Here is a 21,210-nt window from a genome sequence, read left to right on the forward strand (position 1 = left end):
TGGAAAGGCGGGCTAGGGCCCGTTCCGCATCTACGACGCCTTGTACTCGGCCAGCCGCAGGTTCTTCATGATCGCGCCTCAGCTCATGGCGAACGTCGGCACGCACTCGGCCTCGCCGGGGGCGAACGCCAGCGCCTCCCAGAAGCCGGCCTCCTCCAGCAGGCCGCGCAGGCCCTGGCGATCGGCCTCGGGCAGGTCGGCGAACATCTGCTTAAGCCACAGCCAGCACCTGGCCACATCGGAGCGGGCGATGCCGGTCAGGCGGACGCCGTCGATCTCGTAGCTCGTCATCTGCTCGCCGCGGGCGACGGCCTGGCTGACGGCGAGCATCAGCGGCAGCAGGGTCCTGCCCGCCAGCTTGACCAGGCCGCGCACCGTCTCACTGCTCGCCGGCGCAGCGGACCAGTCGCCGTCATGGCCCGACAGGTCGTCGCTGTACTGGGTCCACTGGAACAACCTGACGGCGCGTTCGCGAAGGATCCTGGACGGCGTCGGGTCGATGACGAACTGCGAGAACATGCCATGGAGGCCGAAATCGGCGATCGACGGCCGCTCGCCGAACAGGAACAGGCTCCGGGACAGGCCGGTCTCGAGGATGTCCAGCAGCGTCTCGTATTGGCTGACGAACATCGGCATCGCCGCCGGGTTGGCGGCGCCCAGGATCATGCGCAGCCGGCGTTGGCGCGCCACAAAGCGCTCGATGCCGGCCGACAGGTCCGCCTCGGAGATGGCGCCGAGCCAGCCCTGCATCTGGCGGCGGGCGCAGAAATCGACGTCCTCGTCCGAGGTCCAGCGGAAGGCCAGCAGCGGGATGGGAAGCCACTCATCGGCGAAATCTTCGATCAGGCGCGCAAGGAAGCGGCGGGCCGGCGTGGGCGGGATGACGGAACGTTCGCCGGGATAGCGCGTCTCGAGTTCATGGATGATCGGCGTCGAATCACACCACGACGTGCCGTCCGGGAACTGCACGATCGGAAACATCGGCTTGCCCAGCGGCCGCAGCTTCTCGGTCTGCGCCGTGCCGTCGAAACCGCCGAGCACGATCACCCAGTCGTGCGGAATGCGCCGGTAGCGCATCACCGCCCGCATCTTGTGCGAGTACGGCGACCCCGGCCCGCCGAAGATGCGATAGCGGTCGTGCGTCTGTGTCGCCATGGCTGGTCTCCGGGGCATCAATCGAGGTCACGCTCCTCTCGCTTGGCGGACAGGGCGTTGGCAAGGGCACTTTCTCATTCTCCTCCCCAGCTCCGCTGGGGAGGAGAATGAGAACATGAGCAGGACAACTCTCTCACATCAGGAACACGCCCTTGCCGTCCGCCTGCTTGTCGAACAGCGTGTAGGCCTGTTCGGCCTGGTCGAGCGACCAGCGATGCGTGAACAGCCGATCGACATCGACCTTGCGCTCGACGCAGAACTCGGCGCAGTCGGCCTGGATGACGGTCGAGAAGGTCCATGACGCGATCAAGGTCAGCTGGCGCCGCAGCAGTTGCGGGCTGACATCGATCGTCACCTCGCCGCCTTCGCCGACGAAGCACATGGTTCCCCACACCTTGGTGCTGCGGATGGCGGCGAGACGCGCCTCCTTGCTGCTCGAGGTGTCGAGCGTCAGGTCGGCAAACTTGCCATGGGTCAGGTCCTTGATCGCCTGCACCGGGTCGTTAGAGCCCGGATTGACCGCGTCGTCGGCGCCGAACTCGCGGGCGCGCGCGAGACGCTGCGGGTTGACGTCGAGCGCGATGACGCGCGCGCCCATCGCCTTGGCGAACTGGGTGGCGGCAAGCCCAACCGGCCCCTGTCCGAAGATCGCGAGCGTGTCGCGGCCCGACAGGTTCATGCGCCGGAGCGCGCCATAGGCGGTGCCCGAGCCGCAGGAGATCGCCGCACCGGCGCTGAAGCTCAGCGCGTCGTGCAGGCGCACCATCGTGTTGGCCGGCACCTTCAGGTACTTGGCATGACCGCCGTGGGCGTTGTTGCCGTAGACCTTGATCGGCACCTCTTGACACAGCTGCTGCCAACCCGAGCGACAATGGCTGCACTGCGCGCAGCCCTGGTAGTGGTGCACCATCATGCGATCACCGACCCGCGCCTCGGCCACCGACACGCCCGGACCGACCGCGACCACGACACCGCATGGCTCGTGGCCGGCGATCACCGGCTCGGCACTCGCCGGCACGCCCGAGGCCGGCCGGGCGCCTCCCTTGGGCCGGCGATACTGGTGCAGGTCGGAGCCGCACATGCCGGAGGCCTTCATCTCCAGCACGACCTCGCCCGGGCCCGGCGTCGGGTCCGCAAACGACATGATCTCGACGGTCCGATCGCCGGTGAACACTACGCCCTGCATGGTTCCTCCTCCTTCACCTGTCGTGATGCCGCGCCCGGTCAGCGTGGAGCCGGATCATGGGCCCTCCTCGCGCGCCACTATCCATGGCGCCCGGATGATCGGCAACCAGCCGCCCGTCGGAGGAGCTGGCATTCTTCTTGCGTGACAAACGGCATGGCATTCCTGGCTGATACTGGCGTGCCGCGCCCCTCCACGCTGTCGCGCCTTACCCTGCGTGTCGAGCGAGCCGAATGGCTGATCGTTGCCGTCTACGGATTGGCGCTTGCCGTCATTCTCGCCATCACCGGCTCGCTGGCCGACAGCAGACCGGCTGCAGCGACCGGCACCGCCGTCTGCCATCAGCGCGTAATCACGCTGGCGCCGGGGTTATTCCTGCTGCCGATCCACTGATCGCGTCATCGCTGCGGCAGATCGCATGCAGAAGAAAGGTCTCTCGCGACGCTCGGGATGACACCGGGGATGTTGCCCCAACGACGATGTCATCCCGAGCGCAGCGAGAGACCTTTCGACTTCACTACGGTCAGAACTCCAGCAAATTATCGCGCAGGTGCTTGTGGGCGTAGGCCTTGCGGGTGACGCCGCGGCACTGCAGCTCGGGCACCAGGCCTTCGCACACTTCCATGATGTAACGGCGGTCGAAGTAGCTGTTGAAGATCAGGAAGCCGTCGCCGCCGACTTCCTCCATGAGCTCCTGCATCAGGCCGGCGACATGATCGCTCGTGCCGGTGAAGTCGATGCCATCCTTGCGCGCGTAGCTGCGGACCAGCGTGCGCGGCGTCTTGCCGATCCACTTGGCCAGCGCCGACTGGTGACCGTTGGTCGTGAGCTCGAGCGGCAGCGGCTGATCGAGATCGAACCTGGCGAAGTCGATACCGGTCAGACGCGACATGCTCGAGAGCTGCATGTCGATGTGCTCGAGTGCCTGCGCCTCCTCGAGGCGCTGCCGCTCGCGCGCCGCCTCCATGGTGGTATCGATGATCGGATGGGCGAGGAACAGCACCTTGATGTCGTCGGGGTTGCGGCCGAACGCGGCCGCCTGGCCCCGGATCTCCTCGCGGTAGGCCTTCATGGTCTCGACGCTGCCGCCGCCCTCGGTGATGATCGTGTCGGCCCAGCGCGCCGCGAATTTCTTGCCGCGTGGCGAGCCGCCGGCCTGGCAGATCGGCACGCGGCCCTGCGGCGAGCGGGGCGCGTTGATCGGGCCGCGGCACTTGAAGTACTTGCCCTCGTGGTTGACCGCATGGACCTTGCTGCCGTCGGCGAAGATCTGGTTCTCACGATCGAGCACGACGGCATCGGGCTCCCACGCCTCCCATAGCCTGGTCACCAGGTCGGCGAACTCGTCGGCGACGTCGTAGCGCTCGTCATGCGGCCGGTGCTTCTCGTGGCCGTAATTCTGCGCCGCGCCGTCGTTGCTGCCGGTGACGCAATTCCAGCCGATCCGGCCCTCGGTCACGTGATCGAGCGTGTTGACCAGCCGCGCCATCAGGTACGGCGGGTACTCGCTGACCGACAGGGTCGGCACCAGGCCGAGATGCGTCGTCGCCTGAGCGAGGTAGGGCACGAGCACCGCCGGATCGAGCTTGGGCGTGCTGGCGGCATACTTGAGATACGTGTCGTGCGTGCCCTTGTAGGTGTAGGGCACATTCGACGAATCCTCGATGATGACGTAATCGAAGCAGGCCCGGTCCATGGCGCGTGCCAGGTCGACGAACAAGTCGGGCATCATCCAGCGCGACACGTCGCTGCCCGGCCAATCCGACCGCCAAGTCTTTGGCCCGTAGCCCTGCGACAGAAACCAGGCGAGATGGAAGTGACGCTTGCCCATGGATATCGACTCGTCGTTGGACCCTCAGTCATCCTCTTCCGGACGGCGAGCGTCTCGCGCGCTCATGGAATCATGAGCGCGCGAGGCGCGCGAGACGCTCGCCGTCCGGAGGACCATGAAGTCTCTATCAAATACCGTTTCAACCCCAGCGCGTCGACATCACCCGCGGCCGTAGTCGGCCGCGGCCCTGGCCGCACTCACCTTGCCGTTGGCGAGGTCGAGTGCGAGTGCATCGGCATCGCGCGCCGCCGGCGCGCCATTACCGCCGCCACCAGCCGTCTCGATCACGATACGATCGCCGCGCTGCAAGCGGGTCATCCCCTTCGAGGGGATGACCTCTTCCGTGCCATCGGCCCGCCGGATGACGGCATCCGCCTTGGCGCCGTCGCCGCCGCCCTGTGCACCCCGCGGTGCATGGAAATGCCGCTCGCCGCGATAGGTGAAGGAAACCTCGCCGTCGAGTATCTCATATTCCTTGACCACGCCGAGACCGCCGCGCTGGCGGCCGGCGCCGCCGGAATCCTGGCGCAGCGCCACGCGATGGACGCGGACCGGCGCCTCCATCTCCATCGCCTCGACCGGCAGGTTCATGCAGTTGGTGACGTCGGTCTCGATGACGTCGACGCCGTCGGACCGCACGCCCGCGCCGCTGCCGCCAGCGATCAATTCCCCGGTGACGAACGGCGCGCCGCCAGCATGCCGGCCGCCGAACGCCAGGACCACCAGCTCGCCCGAGCTGTCGGCCGGCACGCGCTCGGGCAGCACCTCCTTGAGGGCACCGAGGATGCAGCCGGTGATGCGCTTGATGGTGGCCGTCCGGGCATTGACCGGCGCCGGCTCGGACGGATTGACGATGCTGCCCTTGGGCAGCTCGAGCGTGATGGGGCGGAAGCAGCCGGCATTGGTCGGGATCGTCGGATCGGTGACGGCCCGCACGGCATAGCAGGCCGCGGCAAGCGATCCCGAGGGCACGCAATTGAACGGTCCGCGGACCTGCAGCGAGGAGCCGCTGAAGTCGCAATGGAAGGTGCCGTCCTTCACGGTGACCGCGACCTCGAAGCGGATCCCGCGATCGAGATCGATGCCGTCATTGTCGTTGTGATCGACATAGCGATAGGTCCCGGCGGGAATGGTCCTGAGCGCCGCGCGCGTCAGCACCTCCGAGCGATCGAGCAATTCATCGAAGATCGCGAGCGCATGGTTTTCGCCGAGCTGCCCGGCAAGCTCGGCCATGCGACGGGCACCCACGTTGCAGGCGGCGAGCTGGGCGTTTAGATCGCCCATCACGGCGTCGGGGATGCGCACGTTCTGGCGGATGATGGCGACTAGGGTCTCGTTGTACTTTCCGGCGTCGCGGAATTTCAGGGGCGGCAGGCGCAGGCCTTCCTGGAAGATCTCGGTCGCATTGGTCGGGATCGAGCCGGCCGACATGCCGCCCATGTCCTGGTGATGCGTCATGGTAGCGGAGATCGCCACCGGCCGGTCGTTGAAGAACACCGGCTGCACCAGGGCGACGTCGGGCAGATGGGTGCCGCCGAGATAGGGGTCGTTCATGCAATAGACGTCGCCCGGCTTCATGCTCGCCAGGGGAAAGACTTCCAGCATCTTGGCGATGATCGGGATCAAGGTGGCGAGGTGGATCGGTACTGCCGTTGCCTGGGCGAGCGTCTCGCCCCGAATGGTGAACAGGCAGGACGATGCGTCGAGCCCCTCCTTCACGATCGGCGAGAAGGAGGAGCGCAGCAGGGTCTGCTGCATCTCGTTGGCAATACCTTCGAGCTTGTGGCGCACCACTTCGACCGTGATCGGATCGAGGCCCGATCGTTCGCCGTCCTTGCTCATGACCTTGCCGCCTCCAGGCGCGTGAGGATCAGGTTACCGGGCGCATCGACAACGCACGACCACCCCGGCTCGACCAGCGTGGTCGTGTCGGCCTGCTGGACGATGGCCGGTCCGGCAAAGGCGAACCCCTCCGCCAGCGCGTCGCGATCATAGACGGCGGCGCCGACGAACCGCGATTCGCCCGCCACCAGGATGTCACGCCGGCCGATGATCGCCGGCCCGCCCGAAGGTGCGAAGCGCATCTCGGCCAAGGTGTCGCTGCCGCCGGCGCGATGCACGGTACGGACGCCGACGATCTTGGCCGGGATCTCGACACTGTGGCCGTAGATGCGGTCGTGCGCCTCGAGGAAGTCGCGGTAGAGGCACGTCGCCGGATCGGGGTCGTCGGCGTCGAATGGGATTTCGAGGTTGTAGGACTGGCCGATGTAGCAGACGTCGGCGAAATAGCTGATGGCAACGTCGGCAGTGCCGACCTTCTCGGCCGCCATCAATGAGGCGGCTCGCGCGTCGATCGCGTGCAGCTTCTCGCGCAAGGCGGCGCGGTCGAGATCGGCGAGCGGCGTGGCGAACTCGGCGGTCACCTCGTGCTCGGTCGGCGCAGCGAGCAGGCCTGCCGCCGACAGCACGCCGGGCAAGCGCGGCACGACGATACGGCTGATGCCGAGCTCACGCGCCAGCGCCGTCGCGTGCAGGCCGCCGGCGCCGCCCAGCGGCACCAGGGCGTAGCGCCGCGGGTCGATGCCCTGGCGTACCGAGACCAGGCGGATGCCTTCCGCCATTTGAGCGTTCAGCACGCGATGAATGCCGAGAGCCGCCTGCGCCGTGGTCATACCGAGCGGCTTGGCGATCTTGGTATCGATCGCCGCCGCGGCCTTGTGCGGCTCCAGGCCGAGCCGGCCGCCGGCAAAGAAGCCCGGATCGAGATAGCCCAGCACGACCGAGGCGTCCGTCACCGTCGCCTCCTTCCCGCCACGGCCGTAGCAGGCCGGACCGGGCTCCGAGCCGGCCGATTGCGGCCCGACGCGCAGCCCCCCAGACGCATCGAGATGGGCGATGCTGCCGCCGCCCGCGCCGAGCGTCGTCACGTCGACCATGGCGACACGCACGGCATGCCCCGCGATCACGCCTTCCGACTTCAGCATCGGCTTGCGCCGGCTGATCAGCGCAATGTCGGCCGAGGTGCCGCCGACGTCGATGGTGATGAGATCGTCCGAGGCGGCCGAGGCCCCGGCAATCTGGCCGCCGATCACGCCAGCCGCCGGACCGGACAGGAACAGCCGCACGGGCCGCAGGCGCGCCACCGCGGCGGTGGCGAGACCGCCACGCGACTGCATCACCTGCAACGGCGCCGCGATACCGGCTTGCGTCAGACCTTCCTCGAGGCGCGCCAAATAGCGATCGACGCGCGGCTTCAGATACGCATCGAAGGCGGTGACCACGGTGCGCTCGTACTCGCGGAAGGCCGGATCGACCTCGTGCGAGAGCGACAGCATGAGGCCGGGATGACGGGCGCGAATCAACCCCGCGGCGCGTTGCTCATGCACCGGATTGCGGAACGAGAACAGGAAGGCGATGGCGATCGCTTCGACGCCGGCCTGGACCAGCTCGTCGGCCGCCGAGAGCACCGCCGCCTCGTCGATCGGCATCAGGACCGCGCCCGACGCGTCGATGCGCTCGGGAACCTCCTTGCGATAGCGGCGCGGCGCCAGGAAGGCCGGCGCCTCGGGCTCGAGCACGATGCGATAGACTTCGCTGCGCAACTGGCGGCCGATCTCCAGCACGTCGCGAAAACCGGCCGTGGTGAGCAGGCCAATCCGCGCGCCCTTGCGCTCCAGCACGGCATTGGTCGCCACGGTAGTGCCGTGCGCGAAGCGCCCGACCTCGGATGGCTGGACACCCCAGCGTCGGGCGAGCTCGCCGATCGCCTGCAGGACGGCGGCGCTTGGGTCGCCGCGGGTCGTCGGCACCTTGATGACATGCAACGCGCCGCCGACTTCGCGGCACACGACATCGGTGAACGTGCCGCCGATATCGACACCGATCTCGACGCGGCCGCCGGCCGTCAATTGACCCGCTTCCAGGCGACGCGGTTCACGACGCTGCTGTCCGGCTTCAGGTCAGTTGGAGGGGCCGGCTCAGGACGATCCGCCGACCTGTAAGGTATCGCACCAATATGGACAGCGAGGGCCGGGCCCTTCCAGATGCCGACGAGATTGGGCACGTCCTGCGCCAGCGACGATGCGACGAGCGCCGTGGACATACCGGCTGCAGCGGCAACCCGCAAAGCCGCGTGTCGTGCAAGCCTGCCTGTCATCGGGCCTTCCTTCGCGCATCTGGCGACGCGGCGAACGATAGGCAGGTGCATCGAGCCTTTCAAGCGCGCGCGCCAATCGTCACGAGCGAAGCAGGCTTCCATAGCCCGACACCCTTGCTTCGATCGACGCGGATCGCATGGCGTGCCACAGGCTCGCCTGGTTGGCCGAGATCGCCGGCCGCTTGAGGTCCTGCTCGAGCGCCTCGAGGATGCCGACGCAGCGAAAACCAGTGCCGGCGATCAGCACGCCGTCGGCCTCAGTGGGGCAGGCTTGCTTGATCTGCGCGAAAAGCGGCTCGAGCTCCTGCTCGAGGTGCATGCCTTCGCGCGTAAGATCGGCCGGCGGAAGATCGCGCCATTTGCGGCCCGGGTCGTAACGGAGATGGCCTGTGGGCTCGAAGCCGTGGTCGGCATAGTACCGCACGCCGGCGGCGACCAGCTCGTCGTTGAACCAAGGCGGCAGGACGAGGAACGGCCGCTTGACGTCGCTGGCGCAGAGTGCCGCCTGTGTATCGAGGCCATTGGTGGTCACAGCGCCCCGAGGCCCAAGCTTGTCCCGCAGTCCGGCGACGGCGGCCTCGTCCCAGCCCCTGCCGCCGATCAGGCTGCTCGAACTGTGGCCGACAACCACCGCCGACAGGCGCATGGTGGCGAACTGCCGGCAACCGCGCACGACGTCGTCCTCGAGATCGACGCCCGACCTGTCGGCCCGCCAAGCCGCCCATGGTGCCCGCGCCGTCACGCGCGCGGCATGGATCGAGACGTCGGGCGGCGCCATAGCCCACCATTCCGCCTCGGGCACCACCTCGCCACCCACGATGAACAGGCCGATGCGGCCGCGCCACCCCCAATTGTCCCTGCTCATCGGTCGCGGCGCCTTCCTTGCGAGAATTCAAATTGCAATCTCGAACAGTCTAAACCCCGCCGCCTGGACTGAGAAGATCGAGGTTTGCCGGGCAGCAATTCGAACCAAGTGATTGAGGCGACGGCATCCTTCGCCTCAGGTTTGCGCAGCCAACGACCAGAGCGAGAGAACGAATGACCAGGCCACGCGTGCCGCACGATCGCAAGAAGGGTGCCTAGCTATTCGCGAGCTCGAGCAGCACTTCGGTATGGCAGGGCTGATCGAGGCGGCACCAGCAAGCAAGGTCATGGCCGCGCAGCTCTTGCAGCCTGTGCAGCACCATTCCGCGCAGATCGACGAGGGAAATCGCGTCCGGCAAGTGATCTGCGGCGCTCAACGCCGTCATCTCGTCGAGGGACATGCTGCCCTCGAGCCAACGCCGGTGCAGCTCGACCGCTTTCTCCCGCCCGTGAATGCTCACCGGAAATGGATTGCCGAACAAGCTCGGTCGACCGCAGTAGATCGTTCCGGCCGGTTTCCGCCAACCCGCCGTGCGCCGCATCTGGACTCGCTCTGGCATCGCGATCCGTGTGTCCACGTGTTGTGCCCTCGCAATAAGGTTGTTTCGCCTCGCCATCTTCTAGCCCGCGGTGGCAACCGTTCCCGTGATCAATAAAGGTCATCATGGTGGCGGGAGTTGCATTCACCGCCCGAATTTCGTCGGGATTGATGGCTAGCCGACTACCCGCGTGGCCACTGCGCCAGGCAGGTTGTTTTCAGGATGAAACGAAGATGAAAGTCGTGCTGAAAGAAGGGCTGATCGTCCTGATCCCGCAGTCGAACGAGGATTCGTCCGAGCTCGTACGATGGAAGGCGGCTCACGCCGACCATGTGCTCGCCGTGCGTGCAGACCAGCCCGATGTGTCTTCCGTGGAGCTGCACGATCTCGGGCCGCGCCTGGAGGCATGCCGCGAGCCCCTCAACGTCGTCAGCACGAGCACCGACCCGCTGGCCAGGATCATCAGCAATCTGGCGACCACGCCGTTCGAGCTCGACGGTCGGCGCTACCTTTCAATCGAATCATTCTGGCAGGGATTGAAATTCCCGAGCGAAACGGAGCGGCAGCGTCTGGCCGCACATGAAGGTCCGCGCGCCCGATCGGAAGGCCTGCGCCAGAAGTACGAAAAGACGATCAGCTACAACGGCCAGGACATCGCCGTCGGCGCCTGGGACCATTGGCAACTGATGGAGAAGGCCTGTCGCGCCAAGTTCCAGCAGAACGAGGATGCACGGAGCGCCCTGCTGGCGACGGGGGATCGCCCGCTCATCCACGTCGTCCGCCGCGACAGCCGATCGATCCCCGGCGTGATCATGGCCCAGATCTGGATGCGCCTGCGGAATGAGCTCAAGAAGATCGGACGCTGATCAGGCTCCCCCACAGTCGGCGCGAGCAAGCTGGTGGAATGTTGCCAACGGCGTGGTCCTTCATGCATCCGGCGCAGGACACGTGAGCGCATGATGCGACCAACACGGCTTGCCCCGCCGACTCTGCTCGGTACGATAGGCGACATCGAGCCCCCCGGAGCAGCCGCATGTCCCGTCCCAGCCTGGTGATTCGCAACGGCACGATCGTCGACGGCTCGGGCAGCGACCCGTACGAGGCCGATCTCGCCATCACCGACGGCCGGATCGCGGCGATCGACGGCAACATCGCCAAGGGGCTCGAGGAGATCGACGCGCGCGGCAAGCTGGTCACGCCGGGTTTCATCGACGTGCACACGCACTACGACGCGCAGGTCACCTGGACCAACCGCCTGTCGCCCTCGAGCTGGAACGGCGTGACCACGGTTCTGCTGGGCAATTGCGGCGTCGGCTTCGCGCCCTGCCACGCCGACCAGCACGACCTTCTGGTCAACCTGATGGAGGGCGTCGAGGACATTCCCGAGGTGGTGCTGACCGAAGGCCTGCCCTGGAACTGGCACAGCTTTCCCGATTACCTCGATGCGATCGCCGTGCGCCCCTACGATACCGACATCGCCACCCAGGTGCCGCATGCGGCGCTCCGCGTCTATGTCATGGGCGAGCGCGGCGCCGATCGCGAGCCGGCGACGGCGGAGGACCGGCACCGCATGGCCGAGCTGGTGGCCGAGGGCCTGCGCGCCGGCGCGTTCGGCTTCTCGACCTCGCGCACGCTCAATCATCGCGCGGCCGACGGCAGGCACATCCCGACCCTGCGCGCCGAGGAGGCCGAGCTGAGGACGATTGCCCATGCCATGCGCGATACCGGAATCGGCTGGATGCAGATCGTCTCCGACTTCGAGGACCAGGACCGCGAGATCCATCTGTTCCGCCGCCTGGCCCGCGAATCCCGCCGGCCCGTCACCATCTCCCTGCTGCAGTCGGATGCGCAGCCCGATGGCTGGCGTACGCTGATGTCGCATATCGACGAGGCGAATGCCGAGGGCCTGCGCATCATCGCCCAGGTCCGCTCGCGCCCGACCAGCATCCTGCTCGGGCTGGAGCTGTCGCAGAATCCGTTCATGGGCCGGCCCAGCTACAAGGCCATCGCCCATCTCCCGTTTGCCGAACGCCTCGCCCGGCTTCGCCAACCCGAATTGCGTGCCCGCATCCTGGCCGAAGCTTTCGAGGGCAGCCGGCGCGCGCGGCGCGTCGAACGCTGGGATCGCATGTTCCCGCTCAGCGATCCGCCGGACTACGAGCCCGAGGCCGACAGCAGCATCGCCGCCCATGCGGCGCGCCAGGGCCGCTCGCCCGAGGAAGTAGCCTACGACCTGCTGATCGCGGGCGACGGCAAGAGCATTCTCTATCTGCCGGTCACCAACTACGCCGGCGGCAATCTCGATGCGGTGGGCGAAATGATCGCCGCGCCCAATTCCTTGCTCGGGCTGGGCGACGGCGGTGCCCATGTCGGCATCATGTGCGATGCGACGGCGACCAGCTACACCTTGACCCATTGGACGCGCGATCGCCGGCGCGGCTCGCTGTTCCCGATCTCCTGGGGCATCAAGCGGCTGACCGCCGACAACGCTGTCGCCATGGGCCTCAACGATCGCGGCCAGCTGAAGGTCGGCCTGAAGGCCGACATCAACGTGCTCGACTACGACAACATGCGCCTGCGCCGGCCTGAGATCGTCTACGACCTGCCGGCCGGCGGCAAACGCCTGGTCCAGCGCACCGACGGCTTCGACGCCACCATCGTCTCGGGCCAGGCGGTCTACCGTCACGGCGAGCCGACCGGCGCCCTGCCAGGGCGGTTGCTGCGGGCGCGCGCTTAGGTGGCGACGTTCTTCCTTCTCCTCACGAGCGTCCTGAGGAGAAGCCATGCGTCATGTGCCGGGAGCGCGCCACTCCGTGGCGCTCATTCCTCCTCTCGCGCGGAAGAATATGAGCGCCACGGAGTGGCGCGCTCCCGGCCATGACCTCTCCGTCGCCGTGTGACGGCGACACCTCCCCAGCGAAGCTGGAGAGGAGAATAGCGTCACCCCTCCAGCAATCGCTGCACCAGCCCCTCGCATTCCCTGGTGACCGGGCTTCTGAACCAGCGTTGTGCGTTGGCTTCGGGGTCGCCTGAGTAGAGGCGTTCATAAAGGCCGGCGCGCGAGCCGAACTCGGTGCCGGTCATGTCCCAGGCGAGCTTCATCAGCTCGAGCCGCTTCCTGGCCTCGATGTTCGGCCCGATCAGCCATTGGTCCATCAGCGGGCCGACGTCGGGATGGGCGTAGTCGCCCGCCGTCATCGCCAGCACGCCCGACCCGGCGGCGAGGCGCAGCACGTCGGCCGCCTTGGTGTTGGCATAGGGGAAGAAGAAGTTGATCGCCCCGCCGCTCGCGCTGCCGACAGCCGCCGCCTCGCCCAGCCCGTCGCCCTCGACCACCAGCTTGCCCGCAGCGTAGGCCTCGACGCGGCGCTGGCTTTCCGCCATGGCGCCCAGGCGGATACCCTCGGCGACACTGATCAGGGCGATCAGCTCGCCGATGGCGGCCTGGAAGCGCGGGGTCTTGTCGCGGCCATTGGCGCGCGCGATGGTCGTCGCCATGCCGGCGAGGAAGCGCAATTTCATGGTCGAGCGCGTGCAGGCCTGGATGCCGGTGTAACCCGGTCGCGCGTTGATCATGCCGTTGTATGCCGCGAGGTCGCCGTCGACGATCATGCGGTCGTGCGGCACCAGCACGCGGTCGAACATCAGGATTGCGTCGCCCTCGTCGAAGCGACTGCTGAGCGGACGGTCGAAGCGCAACTGGCCGTGATGAAAGCTCTCGCGCGCCAGGATGGAGAGGCCCGGCGCATTCATGGGAATGACGAACGCGAGGGCAAAATTCTCCTCGCCCGCCTTGCGCGGGTAGTAGGGGCCGACGTAGCACTCGTTGGCGACCGGCGCGAGCGTCGCCAGCATGCGGCAGCCGCTGACCACGGTGCCCTCGGCTGTCCGTTCCACCACCCGCACCGCCTGCGACGGCGCATCGAGCGTCGATCGATCGGACTGCGGATCGATCAGGGCGTGCGTCACCTGAAGGTCGCCCTCGCGGCAAAGCTCGACCATGCCCTGGGCGCGCGCGGCCGCCTCGTTCTTGCCCAGGGCGCGCAGGCCGGCCGACAGATCGACCAGGAAGCCCGACATGAAGTCGGTCAGGCGGCCCATCAGGCCGAAGGTGCGCTGCGCCCGCAGATGGAAGCAGGCGGCGAGCGCGCGGAACTCCTCCGCGGTGCGCGCTTCGAGATAGGTCTTGCTGACCAGGTCGCCGGTCGAAGGCGAGCGGTATGTCAGGATGTCGCCGAGCGCCGGATCGTGCTGGTCGTCGTGCAACGCCGCGATCGTGTCGATGACGCCGCGCAACGGCAGATAGTCGGTGACATCGGACACGACCTTGCCGTCGATATGGAGCGTGCGGCCGTCGCGCAGCGAGGCGACGTATTCCTGTCCGGTCTTGATGGCCATCTTTCCTCCCCTATGAAAAGCGCCGGGAGCGCGCCACTCCGTGGCGCTCATGAGGATCGCGGTCGTCTCGCCCGCTCATGAGTTACAAGCTGGAGAGACGCCCACGGCCCCGACGAAGAGCATGAGCGCCACGGAGTGGCGCGCTCCTGGCAATGAGCTTTCATCACGCACATTGCGAAGGTTGAAGCGAGAACCGTTTGGCTTCCATGCCCGAATCTGAAATGTTCGCGAGGCGAACATGGGTGAAAGATGCATCGTTCCGTCAGGTCGCTGTCGCGCGGGCTGGACCTGATCCGGCAACTCAATGTGACCGGGCCGGCCGGCGCCCAGCAGCTCGCCGCAAGCACCGGTCTCAATCGGACAACGTGCTATCGCCTGCTGCAGACGTTGCAGGACGAGGGATACGTCTCGTTCGACGCCAAGAGCGCCCTGTTCGCTCTGACCAACCAGGTGCGCACGCTGAGCGAAGGCGTATCGCTCAGTGACCTGTCGAGCCAGGCTGCCCTGCCACCCATGTTCGCCCTGCTGAAGGAAGCATCGTGGCCGAGCGATTTCGCCCTGTTCGAGCTCGGCTCGCTCATGATCCACGAAAGCACGCACTCGTTCAGCCCGTTCTCCGTTCATCGATCGATGATCGGCCGACGCCGCTCGCTGGTGAGAAGCGCTCTCGGCCGCGCCATTCTCACGGCCGCGTCGCCGACGCTCCGGCGCGAGATGCTCGACATCACGGCGTCCCTGGTGCCCGAGGACGCGACGCTGGCGCGCAATCAGAAAGTCATCCGCCACTTCGTTCTGCAAACCAGGAAGGATGGCTATGCCTCGTCGGTGGGCGAGGCCGAACACGGCATCAGCGCGATCGCCCTGCCGGTTCAGGGCATCGGGCCGGTCCTCGCGAGCCTCAACCTTGTCTTCTTCACGTCGGCGATGACGCCCGAGGTCGCCGCGAGGCGGTACCTGCGTGCCATGAAGAAGGCAGTCAGGGAGATCGAACGGCGATGGCGGGCCCTGCAGCAGGAATCGGCAAGAGGATAATACCCGCGCGCAGCCCGACGGGGATCAGCTCCCATAGGCGCCAACTCTCGTCGAAGGCTCACAAGATCCTCATCCTGAGGAGGCCGCCCCTCGAGTTCCTCGGGATAAACTCAGCGGCCGTCTCGAAGGATGGGCCTCAACGAAATCGTTGGAAAATCCGTGTCGCCACACCAACTCTGTCGTCGACCCTTCGAGACGCGGCCCTCCGGGCCGCTCCTCAGGGTGAGGTCCGTTTGTAAGTCAAGTTAAGTCAGCGCCCAGGGATCATCGCCCCTTCCAGCGCGGCGGGCGCTTCTCGATGAACGCGGCGATGCCCTCGACGCGGTCCTCCGACAGGTAGGGGTTGGTCCCTTCGTTCAGCCGCAAGGCGGCCGACGCCGGCAGGCCCGACGCCTTGGAGGCCGTCTCCTTCATCCGTCGTACCGTGACCGGAGCATTGCCGGCGATCTGCGTGGCCCACGCCATCGCCTCGTCCAGCGCCTTGCCCTTGGCCACCACCTTGTTGAGGAAGCCGATGCGCTCGGCTTTCACGGCATCGATGTACTCGGAGCGGAACAGCAGATCGAGCGCGTGTGCCCGCGGAATGGTCCGCGGCAGCATGACGGTGGCGAAATGGGCACCCATCCCGCGCTTGGCTTCCGGCAGGCCGAACACCGCATGCTCCTCGCCGATCCGCAGGTCGCAGGCGAGCGCCAGCTCGAAGCCGCCGGCGACCGCCGCGCCGTTGATCGCGGCGATCACCGGCTTGTAGGTTTCGTAGATCACCTCGAAGACGAAGCGCTCCCGGGTCGACATGAGATAGACGAACGGCTTGCCGGCCTGGTCCGCTTCGTGCCGCGCCTTCAGGTCGAAGCCGCCGCAGAACGCTCGATCGCCCGCGCCGGTCACCACGATCGCCCGCACCTCGGGATCGGCCCCGGCCTCGACGAACGCTTCGCCGATCGCCGCCATCAGCCCCGGCGTCAAAGCGTTGGCGCGCTGCGGCCGATTGAGCGTCAGCAGGCGGACGTGTCCGTGATCCTCGATCAGGAGATCCTGCGCGGCCCCGCCCGTTGCTCCCTGTTGCGTCTGTTCCGATGTGCTCACGGTTCGCCCTCTCGCTCAATGATCCCAACCGAACGATCGCCCGCCCGCGCAGCCAAGACAACGCCGCGATCGCATCGACTTCAGCGCCGTTTCGCGCGATAAAGGTGACCGTGACTCGACAGTCGGGCCGGTTTCAGAGCGGGAATGCCTGAAGCCCAACAAACCAGAAACTACGCGGCTCTCGCAGCCTTGGCCGTCGTCGCGACGCAGTTCTCGAACGCCTGGGGCGCGGCGTGGTCGAAGTCGCTGTTTGCGGCCATCGGGCCGGAGGGCGTGATCGCGCTCCGTGTCGGCTTCAGCGCGATCCTGCTCGGCATTGTGACCCAGGCCTGGCGGCTTCGCGTCAAGCGAAACCAGATCGGCAATGTCGTCGCCTACGGCGTCGCGCTCGGGCTGATGAACAGCATCGCCTACCAGGCCTATGCCCGCATTCCGATCGGCATCGGGATGGCGATCGAGGTGACGGGACCGCTCGCCGTCGTCGTCTTCAACTCGCGGCGGCCCGCCGACCTGGCATGGGTGGCGTGCGCGATCGCCGGCCTGGTCCTGCTCCTGTTCAGGGGGTTTGGCGACGTCGCTGCCGTCGACCCGCTCGGCATCGCGTTCGCCTTCGGCTCGGCGGCGTGCTGGGCGAGCTACATCGTCTACGGAAAACGGGTTTCGACCTTGGGCGGCGGCAGCATCGCGGCAGCCGGGCTGGCGATCGCCTTTATCTTCGTGGTGCCGTTCGGCCTCGCGACCACCGGCGCCAAGCTGTTCCGCCAGGAATGGCTGATGGCCGGACTGGTGATCGCAATCCTGTGCAGCGCCATTCCGTTCTTCCTGCAGATCCATGCCATGCGCCAGCTTCCGTCACGGGTCTACGGCTTGCTCGCCAGCGCGGTCCCGGCGGTCGGCGCGATCATGGCCTACATCGTTCTTGGCGAAGCGCTCGACCTGCAGCAATACCTCGGCATCCTGCTGGTCATCGTGGCCGGCGCCGGTGCGACCTTGAGCCTGTCCAGAGGACGCTGACGAACAAGGCCCGGGCGCCGTCAGGGAGCCAGAAGGGCATCAATCGTGCGCTGTTCGAAGGCCTCGGCAGGGAGCATCTCCGGTCCCAGGAGCGTCGCCAGTCCAGGTGACAGCATCTTGTCGACGGCAATCCGCTGCGCCAGCGACTGACGGCGTCGACGTGCCGTTGCGCCGAATTCGGCGCGAAGGGTCGAAACGAGTCTCGCCGCGATGCGCAGTCGGCGCATGCGCTTGCAGCAGACGGTCGAGCAGCGCCAACCGCTTGAGCTCGGCGACGCCCCACGGCGGTGCGTACTCGCCGCGGACACGGTCGACCGGCGTGAGATCGCGCGCCAGCACGGCGGCCAGAGCCGCTCCGGCAATGCCACCGCCGATGATGACGACGTCGTGCGACCGCTCCATTCCGTCAGCCGGCAGCGCGCGCCCATGCGGCGGCGCGCTCGAGCAGACGTTGCGCGCGGATGACGACCGGCAGGTCGATCATGCTGCCCTCGAAGGCTACCGCACCGGCGCCGTCGGCCGCCGCGGCATCGAAGGCGGCGATCAGCCGGCGCGCCCGGTCGAGCTCGGAGTCCGACGCGCCATACTCCTCGTTGATGATCGGCACGTGCGCGGGATGAATGCAGGAAGCCGTGGTGAAGCCCAGCGCCCGGCCGCGCCGCAGCCCGGCCCGGTAGGAGTCGAGGTCGTCGATGTTGGCGAGCTGGCCCATCGAGCCCATCGGCAGGATGCCGGCCGTCCGCGCCGCCGCGAGACCCTGCATGGCGAAGACATACATGCTGTCGGCCGACGGTATGGCGCCGAGCTCGGTCGCCATGTCCTCACCGCCCACCGACATTCCGGCCATGCGCGGCTCGGCGGCGATAGCATAGAGGTGCGGCAGCGCCGCCGGGGACTCGATCAGGGCGAGGAAGCGCGTATGGCCGATCGTCATGCCGAGCGCCGCCTCGCGATCACTCACCAGCTCGGCCAGCAGCCGGACATGCTCGGGGCCCATCACCTTGGGCAGCATCAGGGCGGCGACGCCGGGCATGACGGCGGCGGCGATATCGGCGACGGCGAGATCCAGCGGCCGGTTGATGCGCACCACGACGTCGGCGCCGGCCTGGGCGACGCGCGGCACGGTGGCGGCCAGCGCAGTGCGCGCGATGGCCTTGTGCGTCGGCAGGATCGAATCCTCGAGGTCGAGGATGATGGCGTCGGCGCCGCGCGTGTGGGCCTTGGCGACAAAGCGCTCAGAGGTCACCGGGACGAACAGCAGCGAGCGCCAGGACGGCAGGGGCGAGATCATGGGATGCACTCCAGTCAGCAGTCCCCTTCTAGACCGCCGCTGTGACAAAGTCGTCGCCGTGCCCTTCACAGGCCGGCCTGCGAAATCAGGACGGTTTGCGACGGGACGGCGCTGCACCAAGGAAGCTCATGGCTGGGAACGCGCCACTCCGATGGCGCTCTTCTTCTCGATCACAGATCACATGAGCGCCATCGGAGTGGCGCGCTGCCAGCTTCAGGTTCCGCCGCCACCGCGCAGGAAGCACCTGACGTAGCCGTCCTGCTCGCAGATGTGGGCGTGCAGCGGCACGCGGTTGAGCCGGTCGGGCAGGATCCGCTCGCTCGGCACGGATTGCCATTGACCGCCGAAATAGGCCTCCCACTGGCCGTCATCGCGCGGCCGGGCCTGCACCGGCCGGCAATCGCCGCCCGTCACGTCCCCCTTGCAGCACGAGTAACCCTGCGGCGTCTTGAGATACTGATACCAGTCGTGATTGCTTGCGTGCCCGTCGCCATGCTCGCCCGATTGGGCGCGCGCTGAACTCTGGCACATCGAAATTCCGGCGCCGGCAAGCAGCACCAGGAGAGTCGCAACGGCAATGTGGCGGTCGAGCGTGAGCATCGTTCCGCCGCATCAATGGCCGGCGGCGCCGGAAGTTCCGCAACAGGGGGTGTCATTCCAGCCTGATGCCAGCGTCGGCGATGACCTTCTTCCAGATCTCAGTCTCGCGCGCGATATGCGCCTTTGCTTCTTCTGCCGTTCCGCCCAACGTTTCCATGCCCTGCTGAGCGTAGGCTGCACGCACCTCGGCGGCGGCGAGCGCTTTGTTCATGATCGTACCAAGGGCAGCAACCAGCTCGGGCGGCGTCTTCGACGACACGACGATGGTGTACCAGTTGGTCGCGGCGTAACCGGGAAAGCCCTGCTCGGCAATGGTCGGGATGTCGGGGTCGAACGGCGAGCGCTTGGCGCCGGTGACGGCAAGCGCGCGGATGCGGCCGTCTCGCATGAAGGCGGTCGCGGTGGGGGCGCTGGCGATCAGCGACGGCACGTGGCCCGCCACCAGGTCATTCATCGCCGGTCCGCCGCCGCGGAACGGGATGTGATTGAGCTTGGCGCCGCTGCGCGCCTTCAGGAGCTCGCCGGCAAGATGGCCGGCGCCGCCGATGCCGGAGGTGCCGTAGTCCATTCCTTCGGGCCGCTTGGCCAGCGCCAGGTACTCGGCCAGCGTCCTGGCGGGCACGCTGGGATGCACGACCAGCACGTTGGAGAAATCGACCGCCATGCACACCGGCGCGATATCGGCTTGGGGATCGTAACCGACATCCTTCATGGCGTAGGGATTGACCGCCAGCATGCCGACATTGGCGAGCAGGACGGTGTGGCCGTCGGCCGGCCCACGCAAGGCCTCGCGGGTCGCGACGTTGCCGCCGGCGCCCGGCTTGTTGTCGACCAGCACCGACAGCCCGTCGCTCTTGGTCAGCTCCTGCGCCAGGACGCGCGCCACGATATCACCGCCGCCGCCGGCCGCGAAGCCGACGACCAGGCGGAGCTGCTTCGATGGAAACGTCTGTGCCCGGCCCGCCGTGGGCAACAGCCCGGCCGCCAGAGCGGTGCTGATCAAGGATCGGCGATGCATGAAAACCTGCCCCAAGTCAGTTCATCGACGCCTCCATGCTTCGGCACGGGGGCGCCACTGTGGCGATGTTTCGCCGGCGGCTAGTTCGCGGCCGCGGCCAGCTTGTCTTCGGTCCTGAGCTCGAAGTCGCTGGCGTCGTGGCGTTCGCGCAGCTGCATCGCCGGATCACCCTGCAGGCGATTGACGATGCGACCGCGCTTGACGGCTGGACGCGCGCCGATGGCATCGGCCCAGCGGTTGACGTTCTTGTATTCGTGGACCGCCAGGAACTCGCCCGCGCCGTAGAGCAGCCCTTTCGCCAAGCCACCGTACCACGGCCACACGGCGATATCGGCGATGGTGTAGTCGTCACCGGCGAGGTACGGCGTCTCACCGAGACGGCGCTCGAGCACATCGAGCTGCCGCTTGCTCTCCATGGCGAAGCGGTCGATCGCGTACTCGATCTTGGACGGCGCGTAGGCATAGAAATGGCCGAAGCCGCCGCCCAGGTAGGGTGCGCTGCCCATCTGCCAGAACAGCCATGACAGGCACTCGGCGCGCCCGGCCGCATCCTTGGGCAGGAACTCACCGAACTTCTCGGCGAGGTGCAGCAGCATCGCGCCCGATTCGAAGACGCGGATCGGCTTGGCGCCGCTGCGGTCGACCAGCGCCGGAATCTTGGAGTTGGGGTTGACGGCGACGAAGCCGCTGCCGAACTGCTCGCCCTCGCCGATCTTGATCAGCCAGGCGTCATACTCGGCGCCCTTGTGGCCACGCGCCAGCAGCTCTTCGAGCATGATGGTGACCTTCTGGCCGTTCGGCGTGCCCAACGAATAGAGCTGAAAGGGATGCTTGCCGACCGGCAGCTCCTTGTCGTGAGTCGGCCCGGCGATCGGGCGGTTGATGTTGGCGAAGCGGCCGCCGCTCGGCTTGTTGACCCAAACCTTCGGCGGCACGTAGTCGGATGTACTGCTCATGTTCTAGTTCCTTCGATCGCGGTTTCGCTCATGGCGCCATTCTAACTTGCCAGTGGCCTTCCGGCGCGCCTGGCGACACACTTCGGA

Annotated in this window: 20 protein-coding genes; 5 read left to right on the plus strand and 15 right to left on the minus strand. The window is 67.1% G+C overall.

Annotated features, from left to right (window positions below):
* Positions 1-78: 78 nt before the first annotated feature.
* Complete coding sequence (locus ACILR9_RS01325) at positions 79-1,155, minus strand: glutathione S-transferase family protein (protein ID WP_395708069.1); 1,077 nt, start codon at positions 1,153-1,155, stop codon at positions 79-81.
* Positions 1,156-1,288: 133 nt separating this feature from the next.
* On the minus strand, positions 1,289-2,341 hold the full coding sequence (locus ACILR9_RS01330) for a zinc-binding dehydrogenase (protein WP_395708070.1): 1,053 nt from the start codon (positions 2,339-2,341) through the stop codon (positions 1,289-1,291).
* Positions 2,342-2,494: 153 nt separating this feature from the next.
* On the opposite strand from ACILR9_RS01330, the gene ACILR9_RS01335 reads away from it, so the two are divergent.
* Entirely contained in the window at positions 2,495-2,731 is a 237-nt protein-coding gene (locus ACILR9_RS01335) for a hypothetical protein (protein WP_395708071.1), read from the plus strand.
* Positions 2,732-2,861: 130 nt separating this feature from the next.
* Here the strand turns inward: ACILR9_RS01335 and ACILR9_RS01340 are convergent, their stop codons facing one another.
* From ACILR9_RS01340 to ACILR9_RS01365, 6 genes are all read right to left on the minus strand, one after another.
* Entirely contained in the window at positions 2,862-4,169 is a 1,308-nt protein-coding gene (locus ACILR9_RS01340) for an NtaA/DmoA family FMN-dependent monooxygenase (protein ID WP_395708072.1), read from the minus strand.
* A 159-nt stretch (positions 4,170-4,328) separates the two neighbouring features.
* The gene (locus ACILR9_RS01345; RefSeq protein ID WP_395708073.1) at positions 4,329-6,011 is read right to left on the minus strand and encodes a hydantoinase B/oxoprolinase family protein; all 1,683 of its coding nucleotides are present in this window, start codon (positions 6,009-6,011) and stop codon (positions 4,329-4,331) included.
* Positions 6,008-8,077, minus strand: coding sequence for a hydantoinase/oxoprolinase family protein (locus ACILR9_RS01350; protein WP_395708074.1), 2,070 nt, complete (start codon positions 8,075-8,077; stop codon positions 6,008-6,010). The genes ACILR9_RS01345 and ACILR9_RS01350 overlap by 4 nt, the downstream gene beginning before the upstream one ends.
* Positions 8,074-8,325, minus strand: coding sequence for a hypothetical protein (locus tag ACILR9_RS01355; RefSeq protein ID WP_395708075.1), 252 nt, complete (start codon positions 8,323-8,325; stop codon positions 8,074-8,076). Before ACILR9_RS01355 ends, ACILR9_RS01350 begins: the two co-directional genes overlap by 4 nt.
* A gap of 79 nt (positions 8,326-8,404) precedes the next feature.
* On the minus strand, positions 8,405-9,190 hold the full coding sequence (locus tag ACILR9_RS01360) for a hypothetical protein (protein WP_395708076.1): 786 nt from the start codon (positions 9,188-9,190) through the stop codon (positions 8,405-8,407).
* 214 nt (positions 9,191-9,404) lie between these two features.
* The gene (locus ACILR9_RS01365) at positions 9,405-9,767 is read right to left on the minus strand and encodes a DUF4326 domain-containing protein (protein WP_395708077.1); all 363 of its coding nucleotides are present in this window, start codon (positions 9,765-9,767) and stop codon (positions 9,405-9,407) included.
* Positions 9,768-9,853: 86 nt separating this feature from the next.
* On the opposite strand from ACILR9_RS01365, the gene ACILR9_RS01370 reads away from it, so the two are divergent.
* Together ACILR9_RS01370 and ACILR9_RS01375 are read left to right on the plus strand one after the other, a co-directional pair.
* The gene (locus ACILR9_RS01370; RefSeq protein ID WP_395708078.1) at positions 9,854-10,594 is read left to right on the plus strand and encodes an NADAR family protein; all 741 of its coding nucleotides are present in this window, start codon (positions 9,854-9,856) and stop codon (positions 10,592-10,594) included.
* A gap of 167 nt (positions 10,595-10,761) precedes the next feature.
* The gene (locus ACILR9_RS01375) at positions 10,762-12,465 is read left to right on the plus strand and encodes an amidohydrolase family protein (protein ID WP_395708079.1); all 1,704 of its coding nucleotides are present in this window, start codon (positions 10,762-10,764) and stop codon (positions 12,463-12,465) included.
* Positions 12,466-12,668: 203 nt separating this feature from the next.
* Here the strand turns inward: ACILR9_RS01375 and ACILR9_RS01380 are convergent, their stop codons facing one another.
* On the minus strand, positions 12,669-14,126 hold the full coding sequence (locus ACILR9_RS01380; protein WP_395708080.1) for a 4-hydroxyphenylacetate 3-hydroxylase N-terminal domain-containing protein: 1,458 nt from the start codon (positions 14,124-14,126) through the stop codon (positions 12,669-12,671).
* Positions 14,127-14,375: 249 nt separating this feature from the next.
* Between ACILR9_RS01380 and ACILR9_RS01385 the strand changes: the two genes are divergently transcribed.
* Entirely contained in the window at positions 14,376-15,158 is a 783-nt protein-coding gene (locus tag ACILR9_RS01385; protein WP_395708081.1) for an IclR family transcriptional regulator C-terminal domain-containing protein, read from the plus strand.
* Positions 15,159-15,422: 264 nt separating this feature from the next.
* On the opposite strand, the gene ACILR9_RS01390 is transcribed toward ACILR9_RS01385, so the two are convergent.
* Entirely contained in the window at positions 15,423-16,244 is an 822-nt protein-coding gene (locus ACILR9_RS01390; RefSeq protein ID WP_395708082.1) for an enoyl-CoA hydratase/isomerase family protein, read from the minus strand.
* A gap of 189 nt (positions 16,245-16,433) precedes the next feature.
* Here ACILR9_RS01390 and ACILR9_RS01395 point away from each other — a divergent pair, with 189 nt between their 5' ends.
* The gene (locus tag ACILR9_RS01395; RefSeq protein ID WP_395708083.1) at positions 16,434-17,258 is read left to right on the plus strand and encodes an EamA family transporter; all 825 of its coding nucleotides are present in this window, start codon (positions 16,434-16,436) and stop codon (positions 17,256-17,258) included.
* Between the two features lie 39 nt (positions 17,259-17,297).
* On the opposite strand, the gene ACILR9_RS01400 is transcribed toward ACILR9_RS01395, so the two are convergent.
* The 5 genes from ACILR9_RS01400 to yghU all read right to left on the minus strand — a co-directional run bounded on the left by ACILR9_RS01400 (position 17,298) and on the right by yghU (position 21,123).
* On the minus strand, positions 17,298-17,660 hold the full coding sequence (locus ACILR9_RS01400) for a hypothetical protein (RefSeq protein WP_395708084.1): 363 nt from the start codon (positions 17,658-17,660) through the stop codon (positions 17,298-17,300).
* Between the two features lie 4 nt (positions 17,661-17,664).
* Entirely contained in the window at positions 17,665-18,549 is an 885-nt protein-coding gene (locus ACILR9_RS01405; protein WP_395708085.1) for an HpcH/HpaI aldolase/citrate lyase family protein, read from the minus strand.
* Between the two features lie 213 nt (positions 18,550-18,762).
* Positions 18,763-19,149: a hypothetical protein gene (locus ACILR9_RS01410; RefSeq protein ID WP_395708086.1), complete on the minus strand. Its 387-nt coding sequence runs from the start codon at positions 19,147-19,149 to the stop codon at positions 18,763-18,765.
* 52 nt (positions 19,150-19,201) lie between these two features.
* On the minus strand, positions 19,202-20,167 hold the full coding sequence (locus ACILR9_RS01415) for a Bug family tripartite tricarboxylate transporter substrate binding protein (RefSeq protein WP_395708087.1): 966 nt from the start codon (positions 20,165-20,167) through the stop codon (positions 19,202-19,204).
* Between the two features lie 80 nt (positions 20,168-20,247).
* Positions 20,248-21,123, minus strand: a complete 876-nt coding sequence (gene yghU / locus ACILR9_RS01420) for a glutathione-dependent disulfide-bond oxidoreductase (RefSeq protein WP_395708088.1) — start codon at positions 21,121-21,123, stop codon at positions 20,248-20,250.
* Positions 21,124-21,210: the final 87 nt, after the last annotated feature.

The organism is Reyranella sp., from assembly GCF_044224635.1.
Taxonomy (GTDB): domain Bacteria; phylum Pseudomonadota; class Alphaproteobacteria; order Reyranellales; family Reyranellaceae; genus Reyranella.

Excerpts from the sequence above, each read along its gene's own strand:
- ACILR9_RS01325 (WP_395708069.1), bottom strand. The coding sequence starts at position 1,155 with ATGGCGACACAGACGCACGACCGCTATCGCATCTTCGGCGGGCCGGGG.
- ACILR9_RS01330 (WP_395708070.1), bottom strand. The coding sequence starts at position 2,341 with ATGCAGGGCGTAGTGTTCACCGGCGATCGGACCGTCGAGATCATGTCG.
- ACILR9_RS01335 (WP_395708071.1), top strand. The coding sequence starts at position 2,495 with ATGGCATTCCTGGCTGATACTGGCGTGCCGCGCCCCTCCACGCTGTCG.
- ACILR9_RS01340 (WP_395708072.1), bottom strand. The coding sequence starts at position 4,169 with ATGGGCAAGCGTCACTTCCATCTCGCCTGGTTTCTGTCGCAGGGCTAC.
- ACILR9_RS01345 (WP_395708073.1), bottom strand. The coding sequence starts at position 6,011 with ATGAGCAAGGACGGCGAACGATCGGGCCTCGATCCGATCACGGTCGAA.
- ACILR9_RS01355 (WP_395708075.1), bottom strand. The coding sequence starts at position 8,325 with ATGACAGGCAGGCTTGCACGACACGCGGCTTTGCGGGTTGCCGCTGCA.
- ACILR9_RS01360 (WP_395708076.1), bottom strand. The coding sequence starts at position 9,190 with ATGAGCAGGGACAATTGGGGGTGGCGCGGCCGCATCGGCCTGTTCATC.
- ACILR9_RS01370 (WP_395708078.1), top strand. The coding sequence starts at position 9,854 with ATGGTGGCGGGAGTTGCATTCACCGCCCGAATTTCGTCGGGATTGATG.
- ACILR9_RS01375 (WP_395708079.1), top strand. The coding sequence starts at position 10,762 with ATGTCCCGTCCCAGCCTGGTGATTCGCAACGGCACGATCGTCGACGGC.
- ACILR9_RS01380 (WP_395708080.1), bottom strand. The coding sequence starts at position 14,126 with ATGGCCATCAAGACCGGACAGGAATACGTCGCCTCGCTGCGCGACGGC.
- ACILR9_RS01385 (WP_395708081.1), top strand. The coding sequence starts at position 14,376 with ATGCATCGTTCCGTCAGGTCGCTGTCGCGCGGGCTGGACCTGATCCGG.
- ACILR9_RS01400 (WP_395708084.1), bottom strand. The coding sequence starts at position 17,660 with ATGGAGCGGTCGCACGACGTCGTCATCATCGGCGGTGGCATTGCCGGA.
- ACILR9_RS01405 (WP_395708085.1), bottom strand. The coding sequence starts at position 18,549 with ATGATCTCGCCCCTGCCGTCCTGGCGCTCGCTGCTGTTCGTCCCGGTG.
- ACILR9_RS01410 (WP_395708086.1), bottom strand. The coding sequence starts at position 19,149 with ATGCTCACGCTCGACCGCCACATTGCCGTTGCGACTCTCCTGGTGCTG.
- ACILR9_RS01415 (WP_395708087.1), bottom strand. The coding sequence starts at position 20,167 with ATGCATCGCCGATCCTTGATCAGCACCGCTCTGGCGGCCGGGCTGTTG.
- yghU (WP_395708088.1), bottom strand. The coding sequence starts at position 21,123 with ATGAGCAGTACATCCGACTACGTGCCGCCGAAGGTTTGGGTCAACAAG.